This is a genomic window from Roseimicrobium sp. ORNL1, from assembly GCF_011044495.1.
Taxonomy (GTDB): Bacteria; Verrucomicrobiota; Verrucomicrobiia; order Verrucomicrobiales; family Verrucomicrobiaceae; genus Roseimicrobium.
This window is the reverse complement of record NZ_CP049143.1, coordinates 5,491,134-5,515,976: the sequence shown is the minus strand read 5'-3', so window position 1 is coordinate 5,515,976 and position 24,843 is coordinate 5,491,134. Positions and strand designations below refer to the sequence as shown.

Annotated in this window: 21 protein-coding genes; 7 read left to right on the top strand and 14 right to left on the bottom strand. The window is 60.6% G+C overall.

Annotated elements, in window-relative coordinates; genetic code table 11:
• The first annotated feature begins 25 nt into the window (after positions 1 to 25).
• Together G5S37_RS22275 and rplQ are read left to right on the top strand one after the other, a co-directional pair.
• Positions 26 to 1,147: a DNA-directed RNA polymerase subunit alpha gene (locus tag G5S37_RS22275; protein ID WP_165206787.1), complete on the top strand. Its 1,122-nt coding sequence runs from the start codon at positions 26 to 28 to the stop codon at positions 1,145 to 1,147.
• Positions 1,148 to 1,199: 52 nt separating this feature from the next.
• Positions 1,200 to 1,736, top strand: coding sequence for a 50S ribosomal protein L17 (gene rplQ / locus G5S37_RS22270; RefSeq protein ID WP_165206785.1), 537 nt, complete (start codon positions 1,200 to 1,202; stop codon positions 1,734 to 1,736).
• A 94-nt stretch (positions 1,737 to 1,830) separates the two neighbouring features.
• Here rplQ and G5S37_RS22265 read toward each other — a convergent pair whose 3' ends face one another.
• The 9 genes from G5S37_RS22265 to G5S37_RS22225 form a co-directional block, all read right to left on the bottom strand.
• On the bottom strand, positions 1,831 to 2,385 hold the full coding sequence (locus G5S37_RS22265; protein WP_165206784.1) for a hypothetical protein: 555 nt from the start codon (positions 2,383 to 2,385) through the stop codon (positions 1,831 to 1,833).
• 660 nt (positions 2,386 to 3,045) lie between these two features.
• Complete coding sequence (locus G5S37_RS22260) at positions 3,046 to 4,488, bottom strand: ATP-binding protein (RefSeq protein WP_165206782.1); 1,443 nt, start codon at positions 4,486 to 4,488, stop codon at positions 3,046 to 3,048.
• Positions 4,485 to 5,135 carry a response regulator transcription factor gene (locus G5S37_RS22255; RefSeq protein ID WP_165206780.1) on the bottom strand — a complete coding sequence of 217 codons (651 nt, stop codon included), beginning with the start codon at positions 5,133 to 5,135 and terminating at the stop codon, positions 4,485 to 4,487. The genes G5S37_RS22260 and G5S37_RS22255 overlap by 4 nt, the downstream gene beginning before the upstream one ends.
• Before the next feature lie 14 nt (positions 5,136 to 5,149).
• Positions 5,150 to 6,364, bottom strand: coding sequence for an ABC transporter permease (locus G5S37_RS22250; protein ID WP_165211818.1), 1,215 nt, complete (start codon positions 6,362 to 6,364; stop codon positions 5,150 to 5,152).
• 5 nt (positions 6,365 to 6,369) lie between these two features.
• Positions 6,370 to 7,089, bottom strand: a complete 720-nt coding sequence (locus G5S37_RS22245; RefSeq protein ID WP_165206778.1) for an ABC transporter ATP-binding protein — start codon at positions 7,087 to 7,089, stop codon at positions 6,370 to 6,372.
• Positions 7,086 to 8,432: an efflux RND transporter periplasmic adaptor subunit gene (locus G5S37_RS22240; protein ID WP_165206776.1), complete on the bottom strand. Its 1,347-nt coding sequence runs from the start codon at positions 8,430 to 8,432 to the stop codon at positions 7,086 to 7,088. The genes G5S37_RS22245 and G5S37_RS22240 overlap by 4 nt, the downstream gene beginning before the upstream one ends.
• A 22-nt stretch (positions 8,433 to 8,454) precedes the next feature.
• Entirely contained in the window at positions 8,455 to 9,903 is a 1,449-nt protein-coding gene (locus G5S37_RS22235; protein WP_165206774.1) for an efflux transporter outer membrane subunit, read from the bottom strand.
• 106 nt (positions 9,904 to 10,009) lie between these two features.
• The gene (locus G5S37_RS22230; protein WP_165206772.1) at positions 10,010 to 10,417 is read right to left on the bottom strand and encodes a peptide chain release factor-like protein; all 408 of its coding nucleotides are present in this window, start codon (positions 10,415 to 10,417) and stop codon (positions 10,010 to 10,012) included.
• A 113-nt stretch (positions 10,418 to 10,530) separates the two neighbouring features.
• Positions 10,531 to 11,052: a peroxiredoxin gene (locus G5S37_RS22225; RefSeq protein ID WP_165206770.1), complete on the bottom strand. Its 522-nt coding sequence runs from the start codon at positions 11,050 to 11,052 to the stop codon at positions 10,531 to 10,533.
• Between the two features lie 106 nt (positions 11,053 to 11,158).
• On the opposite strand from G5S37_RS22225, the gene G5S37_RS22220 reads away from it, so the two are divergent.
• Both G5S37_RS22220 and G5S37_RS22215 read left to right on the top strand, forming a co-directional pair.
• Positions 11,159 to 12,049 carry a DMT family transporter gene (locus G5S37_RS22220; RefSeq protein WP_165206768.1) on the top strand — a complete coding sequence of 297 codons (891 nt, stop codon included), beginning with the start codon at positions 11,159 to 11,161 and terminating at the stop codon, positions 12,047 to 12,049.
• 47 nt (positions 12,050 to 12,096) lie between these two features.
• Positions 12,097 to 12,837 (top strand): phytanoyl-CoA dioxygenase family protein, encoded by a 741-nt coding sequence (locus G5S37_RS22215; protein WP_165206766.1) that lies wholly within the window; start codon positions 12,097 to 12,099, stop codon positions 12,835 to 12,837.
• A 17-nt stretch (positions 12,838 to 12,854) separates the two neighbouring features.
• Here G5S37_RS22215 and G5S37_RS22210 read toward each other — a convergent pair whose 3' ends face one another.
• Together G5S37_RS22210 and G5S37_RS22205 are read right to left on the bottom strand one after the other, a co-directional pair.
• Positions 12,855 to 14,300 carry a DUF1501 domain-containing protein gene (locus tag G5S37_RS22210; RefSeq protein ID WP_165206764.1) on the bottom strand — a complete coding sequence of 482 codons (1,446 nt, stop codon included), beginning with the start codon at positions 14,298 to 14,300 and terminating at the stop codon, positions 12,855 to 12,857.
• Positions 14,297 to 17,626, bottom strand: coding sequence for a PSD1 and planctomycete cytochrome C domain-containing protein (locus tag G5S37_RS22205; RefSeq protein ID WP_165206762.1), 3,330 nt, complete (start codon positions 17,624 to 17,626; stop codon positions 14,297 to 14,299). Before G5S37_RS22205 ends, G5S37_RS22210 begins: the two co-directional genes overlap by 4 nt.
• Before the next feature lie 107 nt (positions 17,627 to 17,733).
• Between G5S37_RS22205 and G5S37_RS22200 the strand changes: the two genes are divergently transcribed.
• Together G5S37_RS22200 and G5S37_RS22195 are read left to right on the top strand one after the other, a co-directional pair.
• Entirely contained in the window at positions 17,734 to 18,261 is a 528-nt protein-coding gene (locus tag G5S37_RS22200; protein WP_165206760.1) for a sigma-70 family RNA polymerase sigma factor, read from the top strand.
• A gap of 8 nt (positions 18,262 to 18,269) precedes the next feature.
• Positions 18,270 to 19,727, top strand: a complete 1,458-nt coding sequence (locus G5S37_RS22195) for a DNRLRE domain-containing protein (protein ID WP_165206758.1) — start codon at positions 18,270 to 18,272, stop codon at positions 19,725 to 19,727.
• Between the two features lie 87 nt (positions 19,728 to 19,814).
• Here G5S37_RS22195 and G5S37_RS22190 read toward each other — a convergent pair whose 3' ends face one another.
• From G5S37_RS22190 to G5S37_RS22180, 3 genes are all read right to left on the bottom strand, one after another.
• Positions 19,815 to 20,198 (bottom strand): VOC family protein, encoded by a 384-nt coding sequence (locus G5S37_RS22190; RefSeq protein ID WP_165206756.1) that lies wholly within the window; start codon positions 20,196 to 20,198, stop codon positions 19,815 to 19,817.
• The gene (locus G5S37_RS22185) at positions 20,195 to 20,635 is read right to left on the bottom strand and encodes a hypothetical protein (protein ID WP_165206754.1); all 441 of its coding nucleotides are present in this window, start codon (positions 20,633 to 20,635) and stop codon (positions 20,195 to 20,197) included. The genes G5S37_RS22190 and G5S37_RS22185 overlap by 4 nt, the downstream gene beginning before the upstream one ends.
• Positions 20,636 to 20,857: 222 nt before the next feature.
• Positions 20,858 to 22,594, bottom strand: coding sequence for an NfeD family protein (locus G5S37_RS22180; RefSeq protein ID WP_165206752.1), 1,737 nt, complete (start codon positions 22,592 to 22,594; stop codon positions 20,858 to 20,860).
• Between the two features lie 130 nt (positions 22,595 to 22,724).
• On the opposite strand from G5S37_RS22180, the gene G5S37_RS22175 reads away from it, so the two are divergent.
• Positions 22,725 to 24,731, top strand: a complete 2,007-nt coding sequence (locus G5S37_RS22175) for a helicase C-terminal domain-containing protein (protein WP_165206750.1) — start codon at positions 22,725 to 22,727, stop codon at positions 24,729 to 24,731.
• The last annotated feature ends 112 nt before the right edge of the window (positions 24,732 to 24,843 follow it).

The following is a 24,843-nucleotide window of genomic DNA, read 5'->3' as shown; positions in this document are numbered from 1 at the left end:
GGCAACCCGGCCACCCACAGAATACATGTCCATCCGTCTTGCCCGTTTTGAAATGCCGAACCGCCTCGTGAAGAACGATGCGACGGCCACCGAAACCTTCGCGCAGTTCGTCGCCGAACCCTTCGACCGTGGTTATGGCCACACCATCGGCAACAGCCTCCGTCGCGTGCTGCTTTCCTCCTTGGAAGGCGCTTCCATCACGAGTGTCCGCATCAAGGGCGCTGAGCACGAGTTCCAGACCCTCCCCGGAGTGGTGGAAGACGTGACCCAGATCGTGCTGAACCTGAAGAAGGTGAAGTTCCAGCACTTCGAAAACAAGGAGTCCCGCACCCTTTTCCTCAACGCCGACAAGGAAGGTCTTGTCACCGCCGGCGACATCAAGGACGACCAGCACTATCAGGTCATCAACAAGGACCAGGTCATCTGCACCCTCGACCGCAAGGGCAAGCTCGAAATCGAAATCGAAGTCAAGGTGGGCCGCGGCTTCGCCACCAACGAGGACAACAAGCGTCCTGACATGTCCATCGGTGTCATTCCGATCGACTCCATCTTCTCCCCGGTGACCCGCGTGAAGTACGCTGTGGAAGCCACCCGCGTGGGCCAAAACACGGACTACGACAAGCTTATCCTCGACATCTGGACGGACGGCCGCATCGCCCCGCAGGACGCCCTCCTGCAGGCTTCCGCCATCCTGCGCCGCCACCTTGATGTCTTTGTGAACTACGACGACAGCCAGGTCGAATTCGACGCGGCTCCCGAAGCCCAGAGCGAAGAAAACCTCGAGCTGCGCAAGCTGCTCAACATGTCCGTCAACGAAATCGAGCTGTCCGTCCGTGCGGCGAACTGCCTCAACAACGCGAACATCACCACGGTGGGCCAGCTTGCCCAGAAGACGGAGGCCGAAATGCTGCGCTACCGCAACTTCGGCAAGAAGTCCCTCACCGAGATTCGCGAAAAGCTCGGCGAGCTTGGCCTCACTCTTGGCATGAAGCTCGACCCCTCGCTGCTTGAACCCCTTCCCGGCGGCATCTCCATGATCCGTCAGGGTGGCTTCCGCCGTGAGGACGATGAGGACGCCGATGCCGACAGCTTCTCCCGCCTGATCAGCGCCAACCTCGGCGGTGACGACGATGAGGACGAGGAATAAACCTCCTCATCAGCCAAGCACCACTGAACGAATTTAACAGGAAACCTGAGAAATGAGACACCGGAACAAGACCGTCAAGCTGCAGCGCAAAAAGCCCCATCGCGAAGCGTTGCTCAAGAACCTCTGCAAGAGCCTGATCGAGCACCGCCGCATCAAGACCACCTTGGCCAAGGCCAAGGCGCTGCGCCCGGTGGCTGAAAAGCTGCTCACGCTCGGCAAGAAGAACACCCTGCACAGCCGCCGCCTCGCGTTTGCGAAGCTTCGTAGCGAGACCCTCGTGAAGAAGCTGTTCGATGAAATCGCCGTGGCCTCCGCTGATCGCAAGGGTGGTTACACCCGCATCACGAAGCTTGGCCAGCGCATGAGCGATTCCGCTCCGATGGCCTTCATCGAGTGGGTGGACTACTTCGTGCCCGCCGGCGCCGCTGCTGAAGCTGCTCCTGCCGTGGCCGAAGAAGCCGCGACGGAAGAAAAGCCCGCCAAGGCTAGCAAGTCCAAGAAGGCTGCTGCTTCCGCCGAAGCGACCGAAGAGAAGCCTGCCAAGAAGGCCTCGAAGAAGGCCGCCAAAAAGGCTGAGTCCGAGGAATAAGTTTCTCAGGTTTTTACCTAAACATCCTGGAAGCGCGAAGGAGAAATCCTTCGCGCTTTTTTGTGGTGCAGTGTGGAGGCAGACCAGACCTTGATCAGTCGACCATGGCTAGGACTTTCGGGATAGCCGAACGAAATGCGTCGCGGATTTCTTCGATATCCGGCACTCGTGCGACCGCGATCGCGTTCTCAATAGCCGCTTTTTTCAGGCTTTGTGACTTGATGATGAAGTTCGCATCCATCATGTCCTGAGGATCAGCTCCGCGCATCATCTTGGTAAGCAGCAGGTCCAAAGCGTGTGGGCGTGAAAGGTCGAGCCATTTGAATTCGGGCATCCCAATAGGCACGAGATGCTGTTTCCAGTCAGGACGCAAGGCCACCTGGCTCTCTTCGAAAAGGTGCGTCACATAAAGTCCCAAGGGTGCCAGTTCAGAGTTGGTAGCTTCCAAAGCAGTCCAAAAGTCCTCGTCCTCATCCAGAATCGCAGACTGCTCGGCCGTCAGGATCACATCGACGTCCACTGAAAGGGATGCATCTGAGGGTGAGTCAGCAAATCCCAAAACCAAAGCAGCACGCCCATACAGGATCAATGGTGTGCGCCTTCTCAGGTGTTTGTCGAGGGCGCTGAGAATCGTCGAGGCGTTGCTCATTCGGAAAGCATGCGGGGACGGACCCAGTGCGATTTCCCCACACGTCCAGGGCGAATTTTCCCGGGGATGACCATGTAACGGGAGGGATGAGGCATGACGCCGGCAGGCACTGGAGCAGACTGCGGAAGGTGCATCAGAAGCTCCTTCCAGAAGGGCTCCGAAGGTTCTGCGTTTTGTCCTTCGGTGGCGATCGCTCCTATGGTTGCGACGGTACGTTCCTGTATGGCCAAAGTCGCCAGACGTCTGGCATTAACCCCAGAATCCGCCATGAGCGCGGCTGCAAGCCGAAAGCGTTGTGGGTCCCACGGCAGGCCGGGATGCACCAACGCTACCACCAATTCTTCGGATGTAATTCCGCGCGCTGTAGCCTGTGGAGTTTGCTGTAATCCTGTGTGGGGCAAGTAATAGTCCAGGCCACGTTGCTTTGCTTCGCTGGATATGGCATCGGCATCCTTAAGGCCCAGCCGACACAGTTTGTGAAGCAACAGCGAACGGTGCACTGTAGTGCCCATTCGTGCGGCCAATGTTTCTGTGCCTTTCATCCTCGGGATTATGGCACCAACCGACGCCTGATGCATCTGGAGAATCTTGAGGGCCTCCCCCTCGAGAGCGCTTCAGTCCATGAGCGGCTCCGCTCGGAGGACCACTTTATGGGGGCATCTACTTCGTACTTGCCACTCTCACCTCAAACGTCGTCCCTTTGCCGGGCTCCGCGGTGGCTTCGATCTGTGCTCCATGATTGTCCGCGATGGCCTTCACGATGGAGAGGCCCAGTCCGCTGTGGCCTTCGGTCCGGGAGCGGGCTTTGTCCACGCGATAGAAGCGCTCAAAGATGCGAGGCAGGTCGTCTTCGGGAATGCCCGGGCCGTCGTCTCGCACGATGAGAAATGCGTCTCCATCCTTGATGCCGCTTTCCAGCCAGACATGACCTCCACCTTGATGATGTTGGATCGCATTGGCCACGAGGTTGGAAATAAGAATCCTCAGGCCCACGGGATCGCCCAAGCAGGGCGCACTCTGCAAGGAACAGACGAGCTCAATATTCTTCCCTGCAGCCAGGGGTGCATGTGTGGTGACCACCCCGAGTGACAAGGGCGCCAGATCACAGGGCTCGTGGTGTTTCTCTGCTCCTTCGGAGTCCTGCCGCGCCAGAAGGAGAAGGGACTCGACAAGCTCGGACATGCTGGTGGCAGCGCTCTGGCAGGTCTGGATCACGTCCTTGTATTCTTCCGGCGTCCTGTCGCGCTTGAGGATGCGTTGGGTCTCGGCGATCAGAATCGCCAGTGGAGTGCGCAACTCGTGAGAGGCGTCCGAGGTGAATTGCCTCTGTCTCTCGAACGCGGTATCGAGCCGCTCGAAAGTCTGGTTCAGCACGCCACAAAGTCCTCCCAGTTCGTTCGCGGTGTCCGTGACATTGATGCGCTCCTTGAGGTTTCCTTCCGATATGCGTGCCGCAGTATGGCTGATGGCATCGATGGGGCGCAGTGCCCGTCCCGCCAGCCACCAGCCTCCCAGCCAGCCCAGTAGCCAGACACCGGCTACTGTCAGCAGCACGTTCACGGTCATCCTGCGCAACTCATCCTTATCCGGTGAGATGTCCCGTCCGACCAGAATGCTGATGCCCAGAGGGCTGCTGCGGATCAACTCACGCCGCTGCTCAACGGTGCGCGTTTGCTCCGTGATTTCTTCACCTTTCGGAGGTGGAGGTCTGGAAATGTCCGGTGCGTTCGGGCTTTGCAGCAGTACTCTGCCGTCGCCGTCCCAGATGCTGAAGTAGGCAAATCCCGCGCTGGTGCCCGCGAACCGTTCCTCCACGGTCGGAGGCAGCGTGAGCGGGGTGGTCTTCAACTTTTGGATGAACTCAAGGAATGAAGGGGGCTTGCGTTCCGCGAGGGGCAATCCCTTCTCTTCAGGGTGCAGGGTCTCCATGAGAGACCGAACCAGCGTGCGCTCCAGCACGGAAAGTTCCTTGTCGATGCGCTGCAGTTGATTGTCTGAAGCGAGCCGGTAAGCGGGCGCGCAAAATCCCACGGCTACCAGCAGCAGCACCAGCCCATGCCAGGCCTGCAACTGCCAGCGGATGGATTTGAACGGCAGCTTCATGGAATGGAATAACCGTGTCCCCGGCGAGTGACGATCATCTCATGGCCAAGCTTGCGCCGGAGATTCGAAACATGCACATCAAGCAGGTTCGAGAGAGTGCTGTCCTCTTCGTCGAACAGGTGTTCGTACAACGTGGTGCGCGTCACGACTTCACCGCGGTGCAGCGCAAGGTACTCGAGGAGGGCGTACTCCCGGGCGGTGAGGGATACCTTCTGACCCGAGATTTCTGCTTCGCGGGCCGCGGTGTTGAGGGTCAGAGGCCCGATCTCCAGCATGGCGTTGGCCTGTCCCGCAGCGCGCCGTATCAAGGAGCGAAGGCGGGCCAGGAGTTCTTCGATGTTAAAGGGCTTGGTCAGGTAGTCGTCGGCACCGCCATCGAGACCCTTGACCCGATCCCGCACGGCATCGCGGGCTGTCAGCATGAGTACCGGTGTATTCTTTCTGGTGCGAAGACGCTCCAGCACTGCCCAGCCGTCGATTTTGGGAATCATCACATCGAGCACGATGGCATCGTAGGCGCTGTTCTCTGCTTTAAAGAGACCTTCTTCGCCATCGGAAGCCACGTCCACGGCGTAGTTCTCCTCCCGCAGCGTAGCGGCTAGGCTGCGCTGTAAGGCTGGCTCATCTTCGACAACGAGAACTCTCATGGTGTGGAGTCAGGCTACTCATGCCGCAGGGCGTCGATGGGATTGAGCTTCGCTGCCCGTCTGGCCGGTGTGAATCCAAAGAGGATACCCACGGCTGCCGAGAACAGGAATGCGATGACGTTGATCTGCGTGTTGAACGAGAAGGGGACTTGAATGACCTGGGCGAGGGCATAGCAGAGACCCAGCGCCAGGAGAATTCCCACGATCCCGCCAATGGAAGACAGGGTGATGGCCTCCACCAAGAACTGGAGCAGTACCTCGCGCGCGCGGGCGCCGATGGCCATGCGCACGCCAATCTCCCGTGTGCGTTCGGTCACGGACACGAGCATGATGTTCATGATCCCAATGCCGCCCACAAGGAGACTCACACCGGCCACCGCCGCCAAAAGCGTGGTCATCATCTTGGTGGAGGCGCTCAAGGTTTCGGCAATCTGCCGGGTATCCATGACGGAGAAATTGTCGTTCTCGTTCGGCTGAAGATTGCGGCGTTCACGCATGAGCGAGGTGATGGCGGCGATGATGGTATTGCTGTCGGTATTGTCCTCTGCTGAGATCAAAATCTGGGTGATGTCCCTGGAAGAGGTGCGCCCAAGCAGGCGACGTTGCAGGCTCGAAAGGGGAATGATGATCGTGTCATCCTGATCGCCCATGCCCATCTGCCCCTTGGCAGCCAGCAGTCCAATCACTTCAACAGAGGCTTTCCCGACACGAATCTTTTGACCGATGGGATCGGCGTTGCCAAAGAGCTCTCGCCGCACGGTGGCTCCAATGACCGCCACGGCCTTCGCGGAACGATAGTCCGCCTCCGTGAAGAGCCGTCCTTCTGCCAGGGTCCATTTGTTGATGTAGAAATAGTCCGCTGTGCTGCCGGTGATGGAAGTGCTCCGGGCATTCTCAAAGTAAATGGTGCTGAGGCTCATCGTGCGCACCGGGGCGACGGCGGCGATGCCTGGCACTTGGTCCGCGATGGCGGTGGCGTCGGTGATGGTGAAGTTCGGTACCCCGGCAGAAGTCGAGCGGGGACCAAAGCCACTCCCCGGTCGCATCATGATCAGGTTGGAGCCAAGGTTGGAAATCTGGCTTTTCACCGCCTGGGTCGTTGCCTGCCCAAGGGTGACCATGGTAATCACCGCGGCCACGCCGATGATGATGCCGAGCACGGTCAGAAAGGAACGCGTGAGGTTCCTGCGAATCTCCCGCAGCGCGATGGAAAAGGTGTTCCAGAGCATCGTCATCATGGCCTCTTTTTCGCGGGGTTCAGGATGTCCGATTCGATGAGTCCGTCCCTCACACGCACGACCCGCTGGGCATAGGTGGCGACATCATCCTCATGGGTGACTAGCAGGATGGTGATGCCACGTTCTTCGTTGAGACGGGTCAGCAACTCCATGACCTCTTCTGTGGTGTGCGAGTCAAGATTACCCGTGGGTTCGTCCGCGAACAGAGTGCTTGGTTCCGTCACGATTGCTCTGGCGATGGCAACACGCTGTTGCTGGCCTCCGGACAGTTCCGCCGGCGTGTTGCGCTCTTTCCCTGGCAGACCGACTGAGGCCAGCGCCTGCCTGGCCATGGCATGTCGCTGTTGCCTGGAGATGCCGCGATACAGAAGCGGCAGTTCCACATTCTCCAAGGCACTGGTACGGGCGAGGAGATTGAACCCCTGAAAGACAAACCCCAGTGCGTGACGACGCAGGAGAGAGCGCTGGTCCGCAGTCAGCGATTCCACGGCAATGTTCTCATACTTGTAGCTGCCCGTCGTTGGGGTGTCCAGGCAGCCGAGGAGGTTCATCAACGTGGATTTCCCCGAACCGCTGGGTCCCATGATGGCCACGAACTCTCCCTGACGAATGGTCAGATCCACGCCACGCAGTGCCTGAAACTCGGTATCGCCGCGACCGTAGGTCTTGGTCAGCGCCTTGAGCTCGATGAGCGAGTTCTGTGGGCGGGCACTCATGAAGCAGGCGTGTTGGCGCGAGTGATCACTTCCATGTCCCTATGAAGGCCTTCACCAGATACCTGGGTCTTCCGACCGTCGGTAAGTCCAGTCTTCACGGGAACTGCCACCGGTTTGCCATCCTGCAGGATCCAGATACGCGATTCTCCAGTCTTGCCGTGGTGAGAGGCCTTGGGTGTGCTACCTGACGCAGAGCCAGAGCCAGAACTGGAGCGCCGGCTTCCCATGCCGCGTGGAGGCCCGGGCATGAGGCTCTGGACAAAGGTCTTGTTTCCACCGGGGCCACCGGGCGGGCCTTGGGCCACTGCCGCTTCGGGATCGAACCGCAACGCCGTGTTTGGTACGAGGAATACATCCGATGCTTCCGCCACCTGGATGTCAGCCACGGCGGTCATCCCGGGGCGCAGGCTCAGGTCGGTGTTGGCTACTTCCAGTCGCGTTTCGTAGGTGACCACGTTGTCCACCACGGCAGAACCAAAGGCCACCATTTCGACCTTGGCTGTGAAGGAGCGATCCGGCCAGGCGTCCACAGTGAAGGTCGCTGTCTGACCCGGTTGCACGCGGCCGATGTCCATCTCAGCCACCGATACCTTCAGTTCCATCTGCTCCAAGTTTTCGGCGAGAATAAACAACTCCGGCGCGGTGAAGCTGGCTGCCACGGTTTGACCGGGTTCTACGCTGCGTGTCAGAACGATGCCGTCGATGGGTGATTTGATGACCGCCTTCCCTAGATCGGTTTCATTGGATTTGAGCTGGGCTTCGGATTGAAGGACCGATGCCTTGGCGCTTTCCAGGTCGGCCTTCGCGCGGTCGACGGTAGCCGTTGCCGTGTCCAATTCGGACTTGGAAGGCATCTTGCCTCCGCTGATGCGATGAAGCTCCTGCTGGCGTGCGAGTGTGGATTCACTCTCGCGCACCGTGGCTTCCGCCTGGAGCACCTTGGCCTTGGCAGCGGTCAATGAGGCGCGTGAACTTGCCGTCGTCTGTTCGAGTTTGCTGGTGTCCAGCTTGGCGAGGGCCTGGCCTTTTTTGACGCGGTCATTGATGTCCACAAGGACCTCCTGAACGGTGCCGGAGAGTTCACTGCCGATGGTGACCTCATTCGTCGGTTCAAGATTGCCTGTGGCGGTGACGGCCACGCTGATGCTGCCCTGCTGGAGCGGTTCGGTGACGAAGGGATTGAGGTGCTGTTGCGCCTCCACGTGACGGGTCCACAAGACCCAGCTCACGATGCCCGCTGCCACCAGTGCCAGCAGGAGGGTATAGCGGAGCCACCGGGATTTCCGGGAGCTGCCGAGCCGGATGGTTTCAGCAAGGTCCGCTGGAGCAGCGATTGTTTTCATTCAGGGTAGATGGGGGTGAGCATTAGCGGGAGCTCCAGCCTCCTCCGAGGGCCTGGTAGAGCTGGACATGAGCGGCGGCACGATTCCTCGCATTGGTGACTTGCTGCTCCTCAAGACTCAGAAGGGTGCGCTGGGCATCGAGGACATCGAGCAGGTCCACGTCTCCGGCCTCGTAGCGGAGTGCAGCCAGTTTGGCTGCCTCGCGTGCCGCCGTTACTGCCCGGGTCACCACCTCCAGCGTTTCTGAGGAACGTTGAATGGCGATGAGGGCATTTTCGACTTCGGAGAGAGACTTCAGCACCGTGCTTTCGTAGCTGATGAGCGCCTGCCGCTGGCGCTCGTTTTGAATGACAATGTTCTCCCTGATACGTCCCGCGTCGAAGATGGGAGCCGTCAAGCTGCCAAGAATGGAGGCGGCGGTGCTTTCAGGAGAGAAGATGCGTCCGGCTTTCAGTGCCTCTACTCCGATGGAGCCTGTGAGATTCAGCGATGGATAGCGCTCCGCCTCGGCGGATTTGGTACGGAAGTAGGCTGCTGCCACGGCATGCTCTGCGGCTCTCACGTCAGGACGCTGGCGCAGGGTTTCCGCGGGAATGCCCAGTGCGATTTTTTGGGGTGGGGCAGGCACAGGGCGTGCCTTTGTCAGCAGCTTGTCAAGAGCGCCCGGAGTCTTGCCTGCGAGCAGGGCGAGCTGGTTCCTGGTCTGGCTGATGGTCTGCTTCAGAGGAGGCACGGCGGTGCGTGCCTGCTCCAGACTGGTGAGGGCCTGCTGGGTTTCCAAAGCGTTGCCCTGGCCGGCCTGTTCCCTCCAGCGGGTGAGTTGAAGCGTTTCCTCACGGGTGGTGATGCTGTTTTCCAGCACGGCCAGTTGGGCTTCAGCGGTGCGGAGATCCAGGTAGGCGGAGGCCGTTTCAGCAGCGAGGGACACTTGGGCGGCGTAAAAATTCTCCTGTGTCTGGGCAAGGTCGGCAGTAGCAGCGCGCACGTTCTGGCGCTGCTTGCCGAACAGATCGACCTCCCAGCTTGCATCCAGGGACGCGCCGTAGTTCTGGGTTGTCTCAGCCGGGCTTCCCCGCCTGTCTTCGCGGCGGGCTTGTCCGCTCAGGCCGGCATCAAGCTGCGGAAACAGCTGGGCTCTCTCCACGCCGCGAGCGCCTCTGGCCTCGGCAATCTTCGAGAGGGCGCTCCGGATGTCTGGGCTGGACCGCAGCGCCACGGCAATCACCTGGCTCATCACTGAGTCACCAAAACGTTCCCACCACTGGGGGAGGGCGGCAGTGTCAAGCGGTTTGGTGGTGTTGCCCTTTGCGGCCTTCCAGCTCTTGGGGGCCAGGTCTCCCTCTGGGGTTTGAAGGGGGCCGCCAATGCCCGAGCAGGAAGACAATCCCAACAATGCAGACAGCCCGAGTGCTCGGAAGGACCAGAGATGGCTAATCCGCTGTGTGGGAGGCAAATGATGAATCACGCCCATAGTTCGAGCTTTCTACCTTTAGGGAAGATGAAGGTTCGGGTTCTTTCTTCTATCAAGACGGCTCATGTGTCCGCCTTGGTTGCCCTCCCCGCCCGGTTTCTATTTCTTAATCCTGCCCGCCACGCACCTTCGAGCGCTGCTTCTTCACATCGCTGCGTTTGTGCTTGCTCTTGAGGATGCGCTCCTTCACACCCCGGGGGCGTTTGCGGTTCTGCCGCTTCTTCTTCTCCACGGCATCGCGCTTTTCCTGGCGCACGGCCTGCAGCTTCTGCTCCAGCTTGGCGCAGAGTTCCTCTCGGGCCACGAGACGATTCACGCTCTGGCTGCGCTCGCGTTGGCAGCGTACTTCCACGCCTGTTGGCACATGCACGAGCACCACGGTGCTGCTGGTCTTGTTGATCTTCTGTCCGCCGGCGCCGGTGCCACGAATGAACGACTCCTCGATGTCCTCATCCCGCAGGCCAATCTTGGCCATGCGCTTGAGCAGGGATTCGTCTTCGATGGGGAAGGCCATGGGGATGAGCGCACAATATGCCGCGAAACGAACGGATCCCCAAACAAAAGAAAAACCGGATGCCCCTCAGCGGGGCATCCGGTTTGAGTCGAATCGAAGTGGAAGGGCGAGGCTTACTTCAGCTCCTTCAGCGCGGCCTTCACTTCATCCGCCTGGGTTTCGGTGGCGCCTTTCGGGTCATGCCACACGACCTTGCCGTTCTTGATGATGAAGCACTGGCGGGTGGCCATGCCCTTGGCGTTCTTCTGCACCTTGAAGGCATCTACCACTTTGCCTTCCTTGTCGGCGAGAAGGGTGAAAGGGAACTTCTGGCCGTCTGCGAACTTCTTCTGGGCTTCCACGGTGTCGGTGCTCACGCCGATGATCTTCACGCCTTCCTTGGTGAGGTCCGCATTGGCGTCACGGAGGGAGCAGCCCTGCTTGGTGCAGCCGGGGGTGTCGGCCTTCGGGTAGAAGTAGACCACGACAAAGGGGCTGGCCTTGTAGACTTCGTCGAGCTTCACGGCCTTGCCGTCCTGGTCGATGCTTTCCACGGCGGGAGCGTCGTACGGAGGATTTACCTTGGCGCCCTGGCCGGCGAAAACGGAGCTGGTGGCGAGCATAGCGAGGGTAAGAGCGGAAAAGAGCAGTTTCATGGGACGACAAGAACGCAGCCTTCCGCGGCAGTCTAGCGGGAAAGAAACGGCCCCCTGCTCGCTTGCCCCGGCTTTCGTGCTAAGGGTGAAGGCTCACCTCACCTCAATGCCCGTCACGCTCCCCGTCATTCTCTATCCCTCCCTCGCGGCTGTCATCTACACCTTCAGTGCCCTCCTGCTGAAACGCTCCAGCCAGCTGGGAGTTGGGCTGTGGCGGACAACGTTCGTGGCAAATATCGTGGTGGCAGGACTGTTCTCCCTGCTCTGGCTGCTGGGGGGCAAGGACGTGCAGATGGGACTGCTCTGGCAGCCCGCCATCATCGCGGGCTGCTTGTTCTTCGGGCAGATCAGCCAGTTTCTCGCGATTGAAAAAGGGGACGTGTCCCTCGCAGTGCCGGTGTTTGGTCTCAAGGTGGTGCTCATCGCGTTCTTCACACCACTACTGGGAGGCGGTGACGTGGGCATCAAACTGTGGTCCGCCGCGCTGCTGAGCGTGCTGGGAGTGGCTTTCCTGAATCGGAAGGATGGGAATACGCCGCCGCGCAATGTCGGCATCACGCTGCTCGCGGGTGGGGCGGGGGCGATTTTTTTCGCTTTGTTTGATGTGCTCGTGATGAACTGGGGCCCGAGCTGGGGCGTGGGACGGTTGCTGCCGCTGATTTTCTGGATCAACGGGTTGTTCTCCTTCTCGCTCATCTTCATGTTCAAGGCGCCGCTGCGTCAGGTGGCGAAGGAGGCCTGGCTTTGGCTCCTCATGGGCTCGGCGCTGCTGGGCACCCAGAGCATCATCTTCGTGAGTGCGATTGCCCTGCACGGTCAGGCCACAGCGGCGAATGTCATTTACTCCTCGCGCGGTCTGCTCAGCGTGGTCATGGTCTGGCTGGTGGGCCATTGGTTCGCCAACGAGGAACAGCATCTCGGCGCTCGCGTGATGCGCTGGCGCTTGTTTGGCGCGGCCTTGATGCTGACAGCGATTGTGCTGGTGATTAACAAGTGAGACCCTGCGCCTGAAACAAGGCGGGAGTTGGGGGCGTTGGGTTTCCCATGCCTGCCTTGAATACCCAGAGCATCGTGGAGGAATACGAACGCGATGGCGTCGTTCGTGTGCCAGGACTCTTCAATCGCGACGAGGTGGCTGCATTTCGCGCGGAAATCGAGAGGTACATCCGTGAGGACCTAAGTGAGAAGCCTCCAGATGCACGCACGCTGGAGCCCGACGGGGTGACTGTTCGCAATCTCTGGCGCATGGAGCTGCACCATCCGGAGTTCTCCAAGATGGTCGAGAATGAGCAGATCGTGGCGCTGGCCGGCCAGCTCGTGCACGGCGAGCCGATCCTCATGGCGGTGGAGACTTTCAACAAGCCCGCACGGGTCGGCTCAGGTGTGCCCTACCATCAGGACAACGCCTATTTCTGCCAGACGCCACCGGACATGCTGACCATCTGGATCGCGATGGATCCGGTCACGCTGGAGAATGGTCCCGTGTACTACATCCGTGGCTCGCATAAGGAAGGCATGTTGCCCACCAAGCTCTCGGGTGTGAAAGGAAACTCCATCGGCCTGGCTGAGGCACCGGACGTTCCGCTTTCAGAACAGTTCTGCGGACTGCTGGAGCCGGGGGATGCGCTCATCCATCAGTGCCAGACGATTCATCATTCCGCACCGAACACGAGCGAGCATCCGCGACTCGGACTGCTGCTGGTGTATCGCGGTTCGCATACCCAGACGGATCCGCAGCTCAAGGCGGCCTACAGCGTGGCGGCAGCCGCCACGCCTCCGGCTTGACCATCGAGATTGCTTGCTCAGCCGAGGACCTTCCGCATGAACTTGCCTTCGTTCTGGTCGATGCGCTCGGGGCGACCTTTGTGATGGTAGATCATGCGGGTGTGGTCCACGCCCAGCAGGTTCATGATGGTCGCGTGGAAGTCGTGCACGTGCACCTTGTCCTTGATGGCGTGCAGGCCGAGTTCATCAGTCTCGCCCACTACGGAGCCGCCCTTCACACCACCGCCGGCCATCATCATGCTGAAGCCGGTGGGGTTGTGGTCGCGACCATCGCCCTTCTCGGACATCGGCGTGCGGCCGAATTCACCGCCCCAGATCACGAGTGTTTCCTCCAGCAAACCGCGCTGCTTCAGGTCGCGGATGAGACCGGCCACCGGCTTGTCCATCTGGCCGCAGTACTTGGTGTGGTTCGCTTCGATCTTGTCGTGGGCATCCCACTTGCTGCCGGCGCCGTGGTAGAGCTGCACAAAGCGCACCCCGCGTTCCACGAGGCGGCGGGCTTGCAGGCACATGCGGCCAAAGTTTTCCGTCTCCGGCACGTCCATGCCGTAGAGCTGCTTCGTTGCTTCAGATTCCTGGCTGAGATCCACCGCGCCTGGTGCCTCGGCCTGCATGCGGAAGGCCAGCTCGTAGCTGCGGATGCGCGCATCAAGCTCGGAGTTCTCCTGGCGGCTCATGGCGTGCTGGTGGTTCAGTGAGTTCAGGAAGGACAGCTTGCCGCGCTGGCGATCCTCCTTGATACCCTTGGGCGTGTAAAGGTTGGCGATGGGCTGCGGGCCATCATCAAAAAGCACACCCTGATACACCGCAGGCATGAAGCCCGCGCTCCAGTTGCGCACGCCGTTCACCACATTGTCTTCGCTGTCCTTCATCACGACGAAGGCGGGCATGTTCTGGTTTTCCGTGCCGAGACCGTAGCTGACCCAGCTCCCAAGGGACGGACGTCCACCGAAGATGGCGCCGGTGTTCATCTGGCACACACCGCCGGCGTGGTTGATGCCATCGCTCATGCACGAGCGGACCACGCACCAGTCATCGGCGAGTTCCGCCATGTTGGGAATCCAATCGGAGAACCACAGGCCGCTTTCGCCATGCTGTTTCCAGGTACGCTTGGATTCGAGCAGGGGAGCATTCGCTTCGCCCATGGCGGTGATGACCTTGCCAAAGCTGTCCGGGATGGGCTGGCCCGCGAGCTTGTTCAGCAGGGGCTTGGGATCGCAAATGTCCAGGTGGCTGGGACCGCCTTCCATGAAGAGGAAGATCACGTTCTTCGCGCGGCCTGCGACGTGCGGCACCTTGTCCGACATGGGATTGGCCGGAGTACCGCCAGCGTCTCCGAGCGCGGCCATGAGCGGGCTGTCACCCATGAGCGAAGCCAGCGCCATGGCACCAAAGCCGGCACCTCCACGACGGAGGAAGTCACGACGGTTTGTGAGGATTTCGTGATGGGGGACCAGGTTCATTGGAGGTAGAGGAACTCGTTCGAATTGATCAGGGCGTGGCAGAAGTCGGCGAGGGCTTCGAGCCGTGGAGAGATGGTGGCACCGGTGGGGGACTTCACGGGCTGCTTCTCCCACACGAACTTGGGCTCGCTGGTGTTGGTCAGCGTTTCCGCCTGGGCATCGAAGAGGCAACGTGGCGCGCTCTGCACACCACCGATGAGGAGTTGCTTGTCTTCGAGCAGTTGATTGGTCATCACCACGCGGCTGATGGCGCCGTCCCAGAGACTGCGGGCATCACGCTCGCGACCACCAATCGTAAGCTGGCGCTCGGGATTGGCGTAGCCGCCCACGACGGGGTGCTGGATGGTCACCTTTTCCAGTGGTGCATTTGGATCCGCGAGGTTGCGGGTGTAGAAGGTCACGGTGCCGCCGAACTTCTGATCCGGGGCCAGCTTGTGCGAGAGCACGGCTGCCACGTAGTAAGGCGTCTTCACGGGGATGCGAAGGCCGGAGGCGACCACTTCGTAGATGACCGAGCCCTGGAAGTCATCGCCGCAGAGCTGGAGGATGAGGTTGTTCGGCTGGTATTTGGATTTCTCACAGGTCACGCCGAAGGCCCAGCCCTTGCTCGCCTTATCATTGTTCCAGCGGGCGGCGATGGTGCGCACGGAGGCATCAGGATATAGGGAATCCAGATACACCACGGCTTCCACGGTGAACTCGTCGCTTTCGTTGTCGAGGGTCTGCACACGCATCTTCTCGAACGCGGTGCCGGGCTTGAAGGCCACCGTCTTCGTGCCAGCCAGCGGATGCGTGCCGAAGAGCGACTTCGAATCCACCAGCGGTCCGGCGAGGACGGGCTCCGGCGGCAGCTCCTTGTCGAGCATCTTCTTTTGCTGATTAATAAAGGTGGAGGCCGCCTTCATCTCCGTCTTCGTGGGAGGGCGGGAGAAGGCGAGCTCATAGGCGCGCTGTACCTGCTGTTCGGTGGTGGCGTCAGGTGCCTTCAGGAGCTTGGCGGCCATGGCGCGGGCGCGGTTCAGTGGCCAGTCACCATTGATGAGCAACAGGCTTTGCAGGGCGGTGGTGGTGCTGTCGCGACGGGCCACGCTGGCGAACCCAGGAGGCGCATCGAAGCTGCGCAGGAAGTCGTCCTGCGAGTTGCGCACCTTGCGAGTGTAGATGGTGCGGCGCGGTTGGGCGGATTCCTCGCTCTTGCCGCCCATGTCGGGCTTGAGTTCGCCGCTGATGGCTAGCACCGCGTCGCGTGCCTGTTCGGCATCGAGGCGAATCGGATTCATGCGCCACAGGAGGCGATTTTCCGGGTCCACGTTCATGATGGAGCGGCCCTTGCTGTCCTTGGCTGACGCGCTTAGGCGGGCCGTCTGCTGATAGGAAGCGGACATGAGGATTTCCTTGTGCAGCCACTTCAGGCTCCAGCCATGTTTCACGAACTCCTGGGCCAGGTAGTCCAGCAACTCGGGATGCGTGGGCTTTTCACCCAAGCGGCCGAAGTCACTGGTGCTCCCCGCGAGGCCACGACCAAAGTGGTACTGCCACACGCGGTTCACAATGACACGGGTGCTGAGGGGATTGTCAGGACGCGTGATCCAGTTTGCCAGGGCCGAGCGACGACCGGTGGTGTTGCGCTCCTTCAGCGGGGCGATCTTCGGCTCGCTGGGATCGAGAATCGTCAGAAATCCGGGCTGCACTTCCTCGGACCCACGGCGCGTCTTCATGACGGTGGGCGGAGCTTCGGTGCCCACGTCGGACGCAGAGAAGGCGACCTGAAGAGGCTTCGGCTTGAATTCTTCGAAGGGCTTCAGCGGTTCCAGGAGTGCCTCCAGCTTCGCCTTCAAGTCACCCTTCTGCTTCGATGGCGTAAGCTTGTTGTACTCCTCGATGATCTGACGCTCCACGAGGTAGCTGATGATCCTGTCGTAGGGCTTTTTCTCCGCCTCAGGCCGGTTCATCATGACCTGCACTTCATCCGGGAACTTCTCCACGGCATTCTTGTGCATGCCTGCCTTCTTCGCAGCGATCAAGGCATCGTATGGCTTGCGCACCTCGGCTGTCATCTCCTCCCATGCCTTCTGCTTCTCTGCATGGGCGGCCTGTTCTTCCTTGCTCGCGAGGGAGAGATCGTCCCGCCACACTACTGGCGCGAAGAAGGCCTGCAGGCGGAAGTAGTCCTTCTGCAGGATGGGGTCGAACTTGTGATCATGGCAGCGCGCGCAACCGAAGCTGAGGCCCAGGAAGAGCTCGCCGCTCACATCGGTGAGTTCATTGAGAATGACGGTGCGCTGGCCTTCGGCGTCACGCTGGTTGTATTCATAGATGCCGTTGCGCAGATACGCGGTGGCGATGAGCACATCCGGATTCGAGGGATCGATCTCATCTCCGGCAAGCTGCTCGCGCACGAACTGGTCGTACGGCTTGTCATTGTTGAACGAACGGATGACGTAGTCGCGATACGGCCAGGCATCGGGACGGTAGGCATCCTGACGATAGCCGTCGCTCTCTGCATAACGCGTGAGATCCAGCCAGTGCTGCGCCCAGCGCTCGCCATAGCGGGGATGATTCAGCAGGGACTCGATGAGCTTTTCATACGCGTCTGGGCGCTTGTCCTCCACGAAGGCCTTCACCTGCTCTGGTGTCGGCGGGAGGCCATGCAGGTCAAAATAGACACGGCGCACGAGTTCATACCGGTCCGCGGGAGCGGAGGCGGGCATGCCTTCTTTTTCCAGGCGGGCGCGGACGAAGAGATCGATGGGGCTGAGGGAACCCGATTTTTGATTTTTGATTGATGATTTTTGATTGGAGAGCGCGGGAGGTGTGACGGGCTTCAATGGCTGGAAAGCCCACCAGGCGCGGTCTTCTGCGGAGAATTCACCGGGCTTTTCCACCTTGGCGGATTTCACCTCGTGCTCCGGCCAAGGAGCGCCCATCTCGACCCACTTCTTCAGGTCGGCGATTTGTTCGTCCTCCAGCTTGCCATCCGGGGGCATCTGCATGTCCTGGTCTTCGTAAGACACAGCCTTCAGCAGCAGGGAGGCATCCGCATCGTTCGGTACCACGGCGGGGCCGCTGTCACCGCCCTGGAGCATGTAGGTGAGGTTGTCGAGGCGCAGGTTGTGCTTTTGCTTCTTCTCGCCGTGGCATTCGGTGCAGTGATTCACCAGGATGGGGCGAATCTTGGTTTCGAAGAACTTCAGCGCCGCGGGGTCGGGCGCTTCTGCGGCGGTGGCGCCGTGCGCGGCCAAGGTGGCGGCGAGCAGGCAGGAGGCCACCGCCCCGAAGCGGGCGGAGGCAGTCTGGAAACGGGAGGAGTGATGCCGGAAATCCATGAGTTGCGCCTAGAGGGCAAAAGGGGGTACGGGTTGGACATAAAAAGTTTTCTGTCCGAAATTCTCCCTGAACCGCCTCTAGGGCGTAATCCGGCTTCTCGCCTCCCATGTCCGAACCTGACCGCACCACCGAATTCCTCACCCTGCTGACCCAGCACGACCGTGCCTTGGGCGGGTACGTGGGTGCTCTGGTCCAATCCAGCGCGGATGCCGATGACATCCTTCAGCAGACCAAGCTGGTGATGTGGCGCGAGTTTGGAAATTTCGAGATAGGCACCAATTTCCTCGCTTGGGCACGCAAGATCGCTTTCCACCAGATTCTGACGTACCGCCGCACGAAGAAGAAGGAGCACCTGCCGCTGGATGAAGACGTGCTGGAGGCCCTGCACCACGAGGTCTCCCGCCTTTCCGACACGCATGACGATCGCCGCGAGGCGCTGCAGGCCTGCCTGCACAAGCTCCCCACGGAACATCGCCAGCTCGTGCTGCTGCGTTATTACGAAGATCTGGACATCGACCAGGTGGCGGAGCGCATCCGCAGCACTGCTGGTGCGGTGTATCGTGCATTGAGCCGTGTGAGATACACGTTGATGGATTGCGTGGAAAAGGAACTCGCGAAGGGAGGTGCCGCGTGAGCGCGAGCATGAACCCGCAGGAGAACTGGCATTTGCTGGAGTTGGTGGAGAAGGCACTCGCTGGGGCACTCTCTGAAAGCGAACGCCCCGAGCTGAACGCGCTGCTGCGCGAGAATGCCGAGGCACGCAAACTCTTTGCCGAGGCGATGCATCAGCATGCCACGCTGCGCTCGGATGAACGTCTCACGCGTGATCTGGCGCAGCCGGAGTCGTCTGCCGCGGCGATGCCTGTGTCTGCGACACGCAAATCTTCGTTGTGGTATCCCGCTGCGGCAGCGGCTGCCATCGTTGCTCTGGGACTGGTCGCATGGAAACTGCTGGATAACCAGTCCCAGCCGCCAGTGCAGCATGGTCCCGCGACCATCGCCACCGTCGTAAAAGCACGTGGCTGCAAGTGGGCAGGCAGCACGCTGCCCACTGCCGAAGGATCGCGAGTCACCCCCGGTACGCTTGAGCTCGTGGAGGGCATTGCCACGGTGAAGTTCGATAGCGGTGCGGAAGTCGTGATGGAAGCGCCGGCCACGCTGGACCTCGTGAATGCGATGTCCTGCCGTCTGGTGAAGGGGACGCTTGTGGCCGATGTGCCGCCGAGCGCGATTGGATTTTCTGTCGATACGCCGGATGCCAAGGTGGTGGACTTCGGTACGCGCTTCGGTGTGAGCGCCGGTGAAGATGGCAAGTACCTCGTGCAGGTGCTGGAGGGGCTTGTGGAAGTGAGTCCGAAGACGACGAATGAACCCCAGAAGCTGAGAGCAGGGGAGAAGGTGGATACCGGTGTGCGTGCCAGCCAGCTTCGCCCGCAGCAACCCGGCCAGGAACCTTCGCGCTGGCAGCCACAGACCATTCTCGATGCGGGAGGTGGCTGGAAGGTGCTCTCCACGGCGTATGGTCGTGGCAAGGACGCCTACATCCAGAGCAATCCCAAGAGCCGTAACTTCGGAGACGATGCCTTCTTCCGTGTGAAGCACTCCAGCCTCGCGCCGGAACTGAACCGCAAGGGCTACGTGGCCTTTGACCTGAGCAAGTTCTCGGGAACGCAGATCGAAGACGTGGAGCTGGTGCTGAGCATTGAGCCCAGCGATCTCGGTTTTGCCACGTTGGTGCCGGACAGCACCTTCGCGGTGTACGGCGTCACGGACGAATCCAGTGATGACTGGGATGAACACGAAATCACCTGGAAGGAAGCTCCGGCGCACAATCCCGATCAAGCAGACCGTCACCTGCCAGACACCTCACGCGCCGTGCTGCTGGGCAAGTTCCAGGTGGACCAGGGTGTGAGCCGTGGCTCGCGCTCTATTCGTGGTCAGGCATTGTTGGATTTCGTGAAGCAGGACACCAATGGCATGGTGACCTTCATCATCTGCCGCGAAACGGATGAGACCACGAAGGATGGCCTCGTGCATGCCTTCGCGACGAAGGAAAACGGCAGCAACATGCCGCCGCTGCTGCGCGTGAAGGCGAAGTGACAAAGTAGATTCGGCTTCAGCCGAAAAGTCACGTGATAGCGCGTATTGACGCACTCATTCGGCTGAAGGCGAAGCTGCTTTGTTGGCTCACTCCACCTTCGTCGCAATCCACCACGTGGTGCCGCCGGCATCCTTGAAGCCACCGCGCTTGTCGGCATCCTGCTTCTTCATCGGCTCCTGGACAGATTCCGCTCCGGCCTTGAGCGCTTTCTGATAGACGGCATCCACATCGGGTACATACACGTGCACATGAGTAGGCATCGGAGGCCAGTTCTCCGCGGGATCGGCAATCATGATCACCGTGTCATCCAGACGAATCTCGGAGTGCATGATCCTACCATCCGGAGTGGGGAAGCGGCGAATCTCCTCGGCGCCGAAGACGTCGGTCAGGAACTGGAGCGTTTGCGCTGCTCCCGAGACGATGAGATAAGGGGAGACGGAGTTGTAGGATTCCGGTTTGTAAGAGCTCATGGGGTGAGGTCGCGTGATGCGGTGGGTTTGTCTGCAGGAACGAATCTCAACGTGAATTTCATGGAACTGCCCCTCGTGATGGCTGGCGACTGCATCATGGGACAGCCGGTATCGTGCAGAGGACACCGGAAGTCAGGACGGATTTCACCGGCCTTGATGGCAGCCAGCGCCTCGGGCTGCCGGAAGCAGACGTGGAAGGGTATCTCACGAAAGACGTACTCCTCGTGATTCACCAGGAACTCATAGAAATCGTTGTGCCAGAAGACGGGTTGGCCATCATTGTCGTCTTCGAAGTACCCTTCAAACCTTGCGACCATACGCTGGCCGCTTCGAGGGCTGGAGGTGACACCTGGCGTCTGGCAGTCAGACCACAGATCCAGCATTCCCTCCTGCTCGCTTTCGCGCAGCCCCAACCACCATTCATCGACGGATTTCATTCCAAGAGACTCCAAGGCGTCCTTGAAAAGGAGAGGAAGAGCGGAAGCTTCAACCATGGCGAGGCGGAGAGGATGCCATGTCCCCTCCGGACTGGCGAGATTTTTCCACGGATTCTGAGTTCCGTAGCCGGGCGAGGCGGGGTACGGCCCCGCGCAACGAAACGGCGCAGGATGTCACCCTCCCTTGGAGGAGACATCAGTACACCGAGGAGCTTCTTCAGCTCACACCCGCTCCACCACAATCTTCCCACCCTGGATCTCGAGCACGCGCACTTCGGTGCCAAAGGGCAGGTAGTCTCCCACCACCATGGCTTCGAGTTGGGTGCCATTGAAATCCACATGGCCATAGGGACGCAGGGCGCTGCGCGCCGTACCCGTCATGCCGGGGCTGATGGCGGAGGCTTTGACCTGGCCTTGGCCTTCGATGGCCACCTGTTCGCCACCCACGGCGGATTTCAACACGAGCCATGCGAAGGGACCAGAGGTGGGGAAGAAACGCATGAGCAAAAGGATGATGGCAATCGCTCCGCCAAACGCGACGGCGAGGTTCCACAGCGCGGCTGCGTAGTCGTCGAACCTCACGGGGAAGGTCTTGCCGTCAGGAACGGTGATGTCCCATCCGGCCATGGTGTAGATGAGCGCGCCAAAGAGGCACGCGAGTCCCAGTAACCCAGGCAGGATGTGCCCGGGGAATACGAAGAGTTCGACGACAATCAACGCTACGCCGATGACAAACACCACCACGGTCTCATATCCGACCAGGCTGCCCGCCACGAAGTGACCGAAGAAAAAGAGACCGAAGGCGATGGTGGCAATCACCGCAGGAATGCCGAGCCCCGGGCTCTGCATCTCCAGATACCCCGCGGCGAGGCCGATGAGCAGGAGGATGGCAGCGTACTGCGTGATCCAGATGGCGATGAGTTCAAAGCCCTTCGGCTCCGCGGTGACCACTTCTCCCTTCAGCCCTTCCCTGGCGATCACTTCATTGATGTCATTCACAATGCCCTTCGCGAGCAGGGGCTTGCCATCATAGACCGCCGTCGCCTGATACTGGTCGAGGGTCATGATGGAGCCCTTCGGCCAGACTTCCTTGTCACCGATTTTCAGGCCCACGTCCTTGTCGATCATCGCGTCGACTACACCGGGATTGTATCCCTTTGCCACGGCAGCGGAGCGTGCCATGGCCATGAAGGCGGAGTTCATCTTGGCACGTTCCGCTTCGCCCATTTCCTGTCCTCCACCGTTGACAGGAGTGGCTGCGCCAATAGCGCTGCGCGGGCTCATGTAGATGGAGTCCGTGGCGAGAGCGATCAGGGCACCGGCGGAGATGGCGCGTGGGTTCACGAAGGCAGCACTGCGGCAGCCCAGTTTCTGCAGATCCCCCATAATGAGAGTAGCGGTATCCCAGGCCAGTCCTCCCGGAGTATCGAGGTTGAAGATGACGGCCTCGGCACGCTGATCCGTGGCGCGCTTCAAGGTGCGGGTCATGAACTCAAATCTCGCCGGATTGATGAGGTCTTCTTTTCCTACAGGGATGACGACAATCTTGCCCTTGTACGGACCGTCTTCCGGCAGCGAGGTCGGCTTGGCGGGTCCAGTGGGAGCGGGTCGCGGTGGGGTGACAGCGACCGGCGCTTTGTCTTTCTCTGTTTTTTGGGCTTCTGGAGCGGCAGGGGCCGCAGTAGTTGTTGCCGTGGGGTTCGGCGTGTCCGCGGGTTTTGCCGTCGCGGGCGACTCCGTTTTGGCCGTGGGCTTGGGCTCAGCTTTGGCAGGCTCGGTCGGCTTCGGAGCTTCGGCGGGAGTCGATTCCGGCTTGGCAGGTGTCGTTGCCGCAGGTGTCGGCGGGGCGGGAGCGGGCTCTGGCGATTGCGCCTTGAGCATCAGCGAGAGAGCGGCGCTCGCGAGGACGGGAACCCACAGGAGAAGAAGCGGACGGAAGCGGCGGGGAAGCGCATTCATAGTAGGAATCCAGCGTGTTATACCTACGATTCCGCAGAATGTGGCGGGATGCAACCTGCACCGGTCGCGTAAGCTCGGTCACCGGCTTGCATGCGGCCCATTCCGCAGGTATCTGAAGTGCTCCCCCTTCATGATTCACCTCGCCTCGGACGCTGAAAGCACCCCCAGCCAGACACTGCTGGACCGTATGGCGCAGGCGTTTTCACAGGAAGGCGTGCTCGCCAAGTCGCCGGACTTCGAATACCGCCCGCAGCAGCAGCGCATGGCGAAGATTGTGGGGAAGGCGCTCGAAACGACACGCGCGGTGGTCATCGAGGCAGCCACGGGCGTAGGCAAGTCGCTCGCGTATCTGCTGCCTTCCGTGATCTTCGCCCTGGAGAACAAGCGCAAGGCCATCATCACCACCCACACGATCAACCTGCAGGAGCAGCTCATCCAGAAAGACCTGCCTATCGTGCAGAAGCTGGCGCCACGCAGCTTCCGTGCGGAGCTGCTGAAGGGCAGGGGAAACTATTTGTGCCCGCAGCGCCTGGAGCGTTCCCTCAAGGGCGCGCCGGATCTCTTCACCAGCAGCGAGCAGGCGGAACTCCAGCTCATCTGGGAGTGGAGCCAGAAGACGCAGGATGGCAGCCTCAGCGATCTCACGTTCACGCCCACGCCGAAGGTGTGGTCGCTCGTGTGCAGTGAGGCGCATGTGTGCACACCGAGGCGCTGTGGATCCTCGCGCTGCTTTTATCAGGCCGTGCGGCGTCGCATGGGAGAGGCGGATGTGCTCGTGATGAATCACTCGCTCTTCTTCTCCATGCTGTCTTCAGCTGAGGAGACATTGCCGGAGGATGCGAACTTCCTTTTCCCGAATGACTTCCTCATCGTGGATGAAGCGCACACGATCGAGAATGTCGCGTCTCGTGCCTATGGACTGGCGGTTTCCGAGAGCAACATCCGCTTCGAACTGCAGCGCCTCTACAATCCCAAGACGCGCAAGGGTTACTTCCCGCATCAGGGTGACTCCGTCGGCTCGCGTGCGGTGACGGATGCGATGGATGCGGCGGACATTTTCTTCCGTGCGGTGGAGGCGTCGAGTGTGTTCACGCACCAGCAAGCGCGTGAGTTCCGCGTGCGCGAGCCCGGCCTGGTGGAGGACTCGCTGAGTGTGCCGCTGCATCGCGTGATGGAGCGTGCTCGTGCTGCGGGAGATGCCGCCTCCAGCGAGAATTCACGGCTGGAACTGCACGACCTCGCACGCCGTCTCATCGCGCTGCGCCAGAGCATCGCAACCTTCCTGGATCAGAGCGAAGAAGACCACGTGTACTGGGTGGAGCGGAATCAGGGGGACGTGCGTCACTCCATGACATTGCGGAGCGCGCCCATCGACGTGAGCCGGCAGCTCGGCACGCTCTTCTTCCGCGGGGACCGGCCGTGCATTCTTACCAGCGCTACCTTGGGCACGGGTGGGAAAGATGGGCTCGAGTATTTCAAGAAACGCGTGGGTGCGGACACCACGGTGGGCGTGAGCATTGCGAGTCCCTTCGACTTCGAGAAGCAGATGAAGCTCTACCTCGTGAAGAGCATCCCGCCTCCCGGATCCAAGGATCACGAGGCGGCTCTGCCAAAGTGGATCAGCCATTTCCTGGACATCTCCAAGGGGCGCGCGTTTGTGCTCTTCACCAGCTTCGCCCAGATGACCCGTGTGGCGGAGGAGATGGAGGAGTACTTCGAGGACCGCGGCTGGACCCTGCTTGTGCAGGGCAAGCTGCTCTCCCGCTCAAAACTGCTGGAGGAGTTCCGCAAGGACACCCACAGCGTGCTCTTTGGCACGGAGAGTTTCTGGACCGGCGTGGACGTGCCCGGTGAAGCGCTGAGCAATGTCATCATCACGAAGTTGCCCTTCGCCGTGCCAGATCACCCGCTGACCGCAGCGCGACTGGAGCACATCGAGGAGAACGGCGGCAACTCCTTCATGGAGTACTCCGTGCCTGAGGCGATTTTGAAACTGCGCCAGGGCATCGGCCGACTCATCCGCTCGAAGAGGGACAGCGGCATCTGTGCGATCCTCGACAACCGAGTGCTCACGAAGCCGTACGGGCGCACCTTCCTGAGCGCGCTTCCGCAGTGCCCTGTGGAAGTGGTGGGATGACAATCCCAAGGTGAAGCGCCGGGCATTTCAAAGGAGCGCGGACACTCTTGTCCGCTATCCCTGACGTGCCACCCTCTTTCATCCGGCAGGCAAGGCCACATCACACCAACTG

What these genes read in the sequence shown, in the direction of transcription:
- G5S37_RS22235 (WP_165206774.1), bottom strand. Translation starts at nt 9,903, where the DNA reads ATGGGCGTGATTCATCATTTGCCTCCCACACAGCGGATTAGCCATCTC.
- rplQ (WP_165206785.1), top strand. Translation starts at nt 1,200, where the DNA reads ATGAGACACCGGAACAAGACCGTCAAGCTGCAGCGCAAAAAGCCCCAT.
- G5S37_RS22180 (WP_165206752.1), bottom strand. Translation starts at nt 22,594, where the DNA reads ATGAATGCGCTTCCCCGCCGCTTCCGTCCGCTTCTTCTCCTGTGGGTT.
- G5S37_RS22220 (WP_165206768.1), top strand. Translation starts at nt 11,159, where the DNA reads ATGCCCGTCACGCTCCCCGTCATTCTCTATCCCTCCCTCGCGGCTGTC.
- G5S37_RS22215 (WP_165206766.1), top strand. Translation starts at nt 12,097, where the DNA reads ATGCCTGCCTTGAATACCCAGAGCATCGTGGAGGAATACGAACGCGAT.
- G5S37_RS22200 (WP_165206760.1), top strand. Translation starts at nt 17,734, where the DNA reads ATGTCCGAACCTGACCGCACCACCGAATTCCTCACCCTGCTGACCCAG.
- G5S37_RS22175 (WP_165206750.1), top strand. Translation starts at nt 22,725, where the DNA reads ATGATTCACCTCGCCTCGGACGCTGAAAGCACCCCCAGCCAGACACTG.
- G5S37_RS22255 (WP_165206780.1), bottom strand. Translation starts at nt 5,135, where the DNA reads ATGAGAGTTCTCGTTGTCGAAGATGAGCCAGCCTTACAGCGCAGCCTA.
- G5S37_RS22210 (WP_165206764.1), bottom strand. Translation starts at nt 14,300, where the DNA reads ATGAACCTGGTCCCCCATCACGAAATCCTCACAAACCGTCGTGACTTC.
- G5S37_RS22185 (WP_165206754.1), bottom strand. Translation starts at nt 20,635, where the DNA reads ATGAAATCCGTCGATGAATGGTGGTTGGGGCTGCGCGAAAGCGAGCAG.
- G5S37_RS22275 (WP_165206787.1), top strand. Translation starts at nt 26, where the DNA reads ATGTCCATCCGTCTTGCCCGTTTTGAAATGCCGAACCGCCTCGTGAAG.
- G5S37_RS22265 (WP_165206784.1), bottom strand. Translation starts at nt 2,385, where the DNA reads ATGAGCAACGCCTCGACGATTCTCAGCGCCCTCGACAAACACCTGAGA.
- G5S37_RS22230 (WP_165206772.1), bottom strand. Translation starts at nt 10,417, where the DNA reads ATGGCCTTCCCCATCGAAGACGAATCCCTGCTCAAGCGCATGGCCAAG.
- G5S37_RS22245 (WP_165206778.1), bottom strand. Translation starts at nt 7,089, where the DNA reads ATGAGTGCCCGCCCACAGAACTCGCTCATCGAGCTCAAGGCGCTGACC.
- G5S37_RS22250 (WP_165211818.1), bottom strand. Translation starts at nt 6,364, where the DNA reads ATGCTCTGGAACACCTTTTCCATCGCGCTGCGGGAGATTCGCAGGAAC.
- G5S37_RS22190 (WP_165206756.1), bottom strand. Translation starts at nt 20,198, where the DNA reads ATGAGCTCTTACAAACCGGAATCCTACAACTCCGTCTCCCCTTATCTC.
- G5S37_RS22240 (WP_165206776.1), bottom strand. Translation starts at nt 8,432, where the DNA reads ATGAAAACAATCGCTGCTCCAGCGGACCTTGCTGAAACCATCCGGCTC.
- G5S37_RS22260 (WP_165206782.1), bottom strand. Translation starts at nt 4,488, where the DNA reads ATGAAGCTGCCGTTCAAATCCATCCGCTGGCAGTTGCAGGCCTGGCAT.
- G5S37_RS22195 (WP_165206758.1), top strand. Translation starts at nt 18,270, where the DNA reads ATGAACCCGCAGGAGAACTGGCATTTGCTGGAGTTGGTGGAGAAGGCA.
- G5S37_RS22205 (WP_165206762.1), bottom strand. Translation starts at nt 17,626, where the DNA reads ATGGATTTCCGGCATCACTCCTCCCGTTTCCAGACTGCCTCCGCCCGC.
- G5S37_RS22225 (WP_165206770.1), bottom strand. Translation starts at nt 11,052, where the DNA reads ATGAAACTGCTCTTTTCCGCTCTTACCCTCGCTATGCTCGCCACCAGC.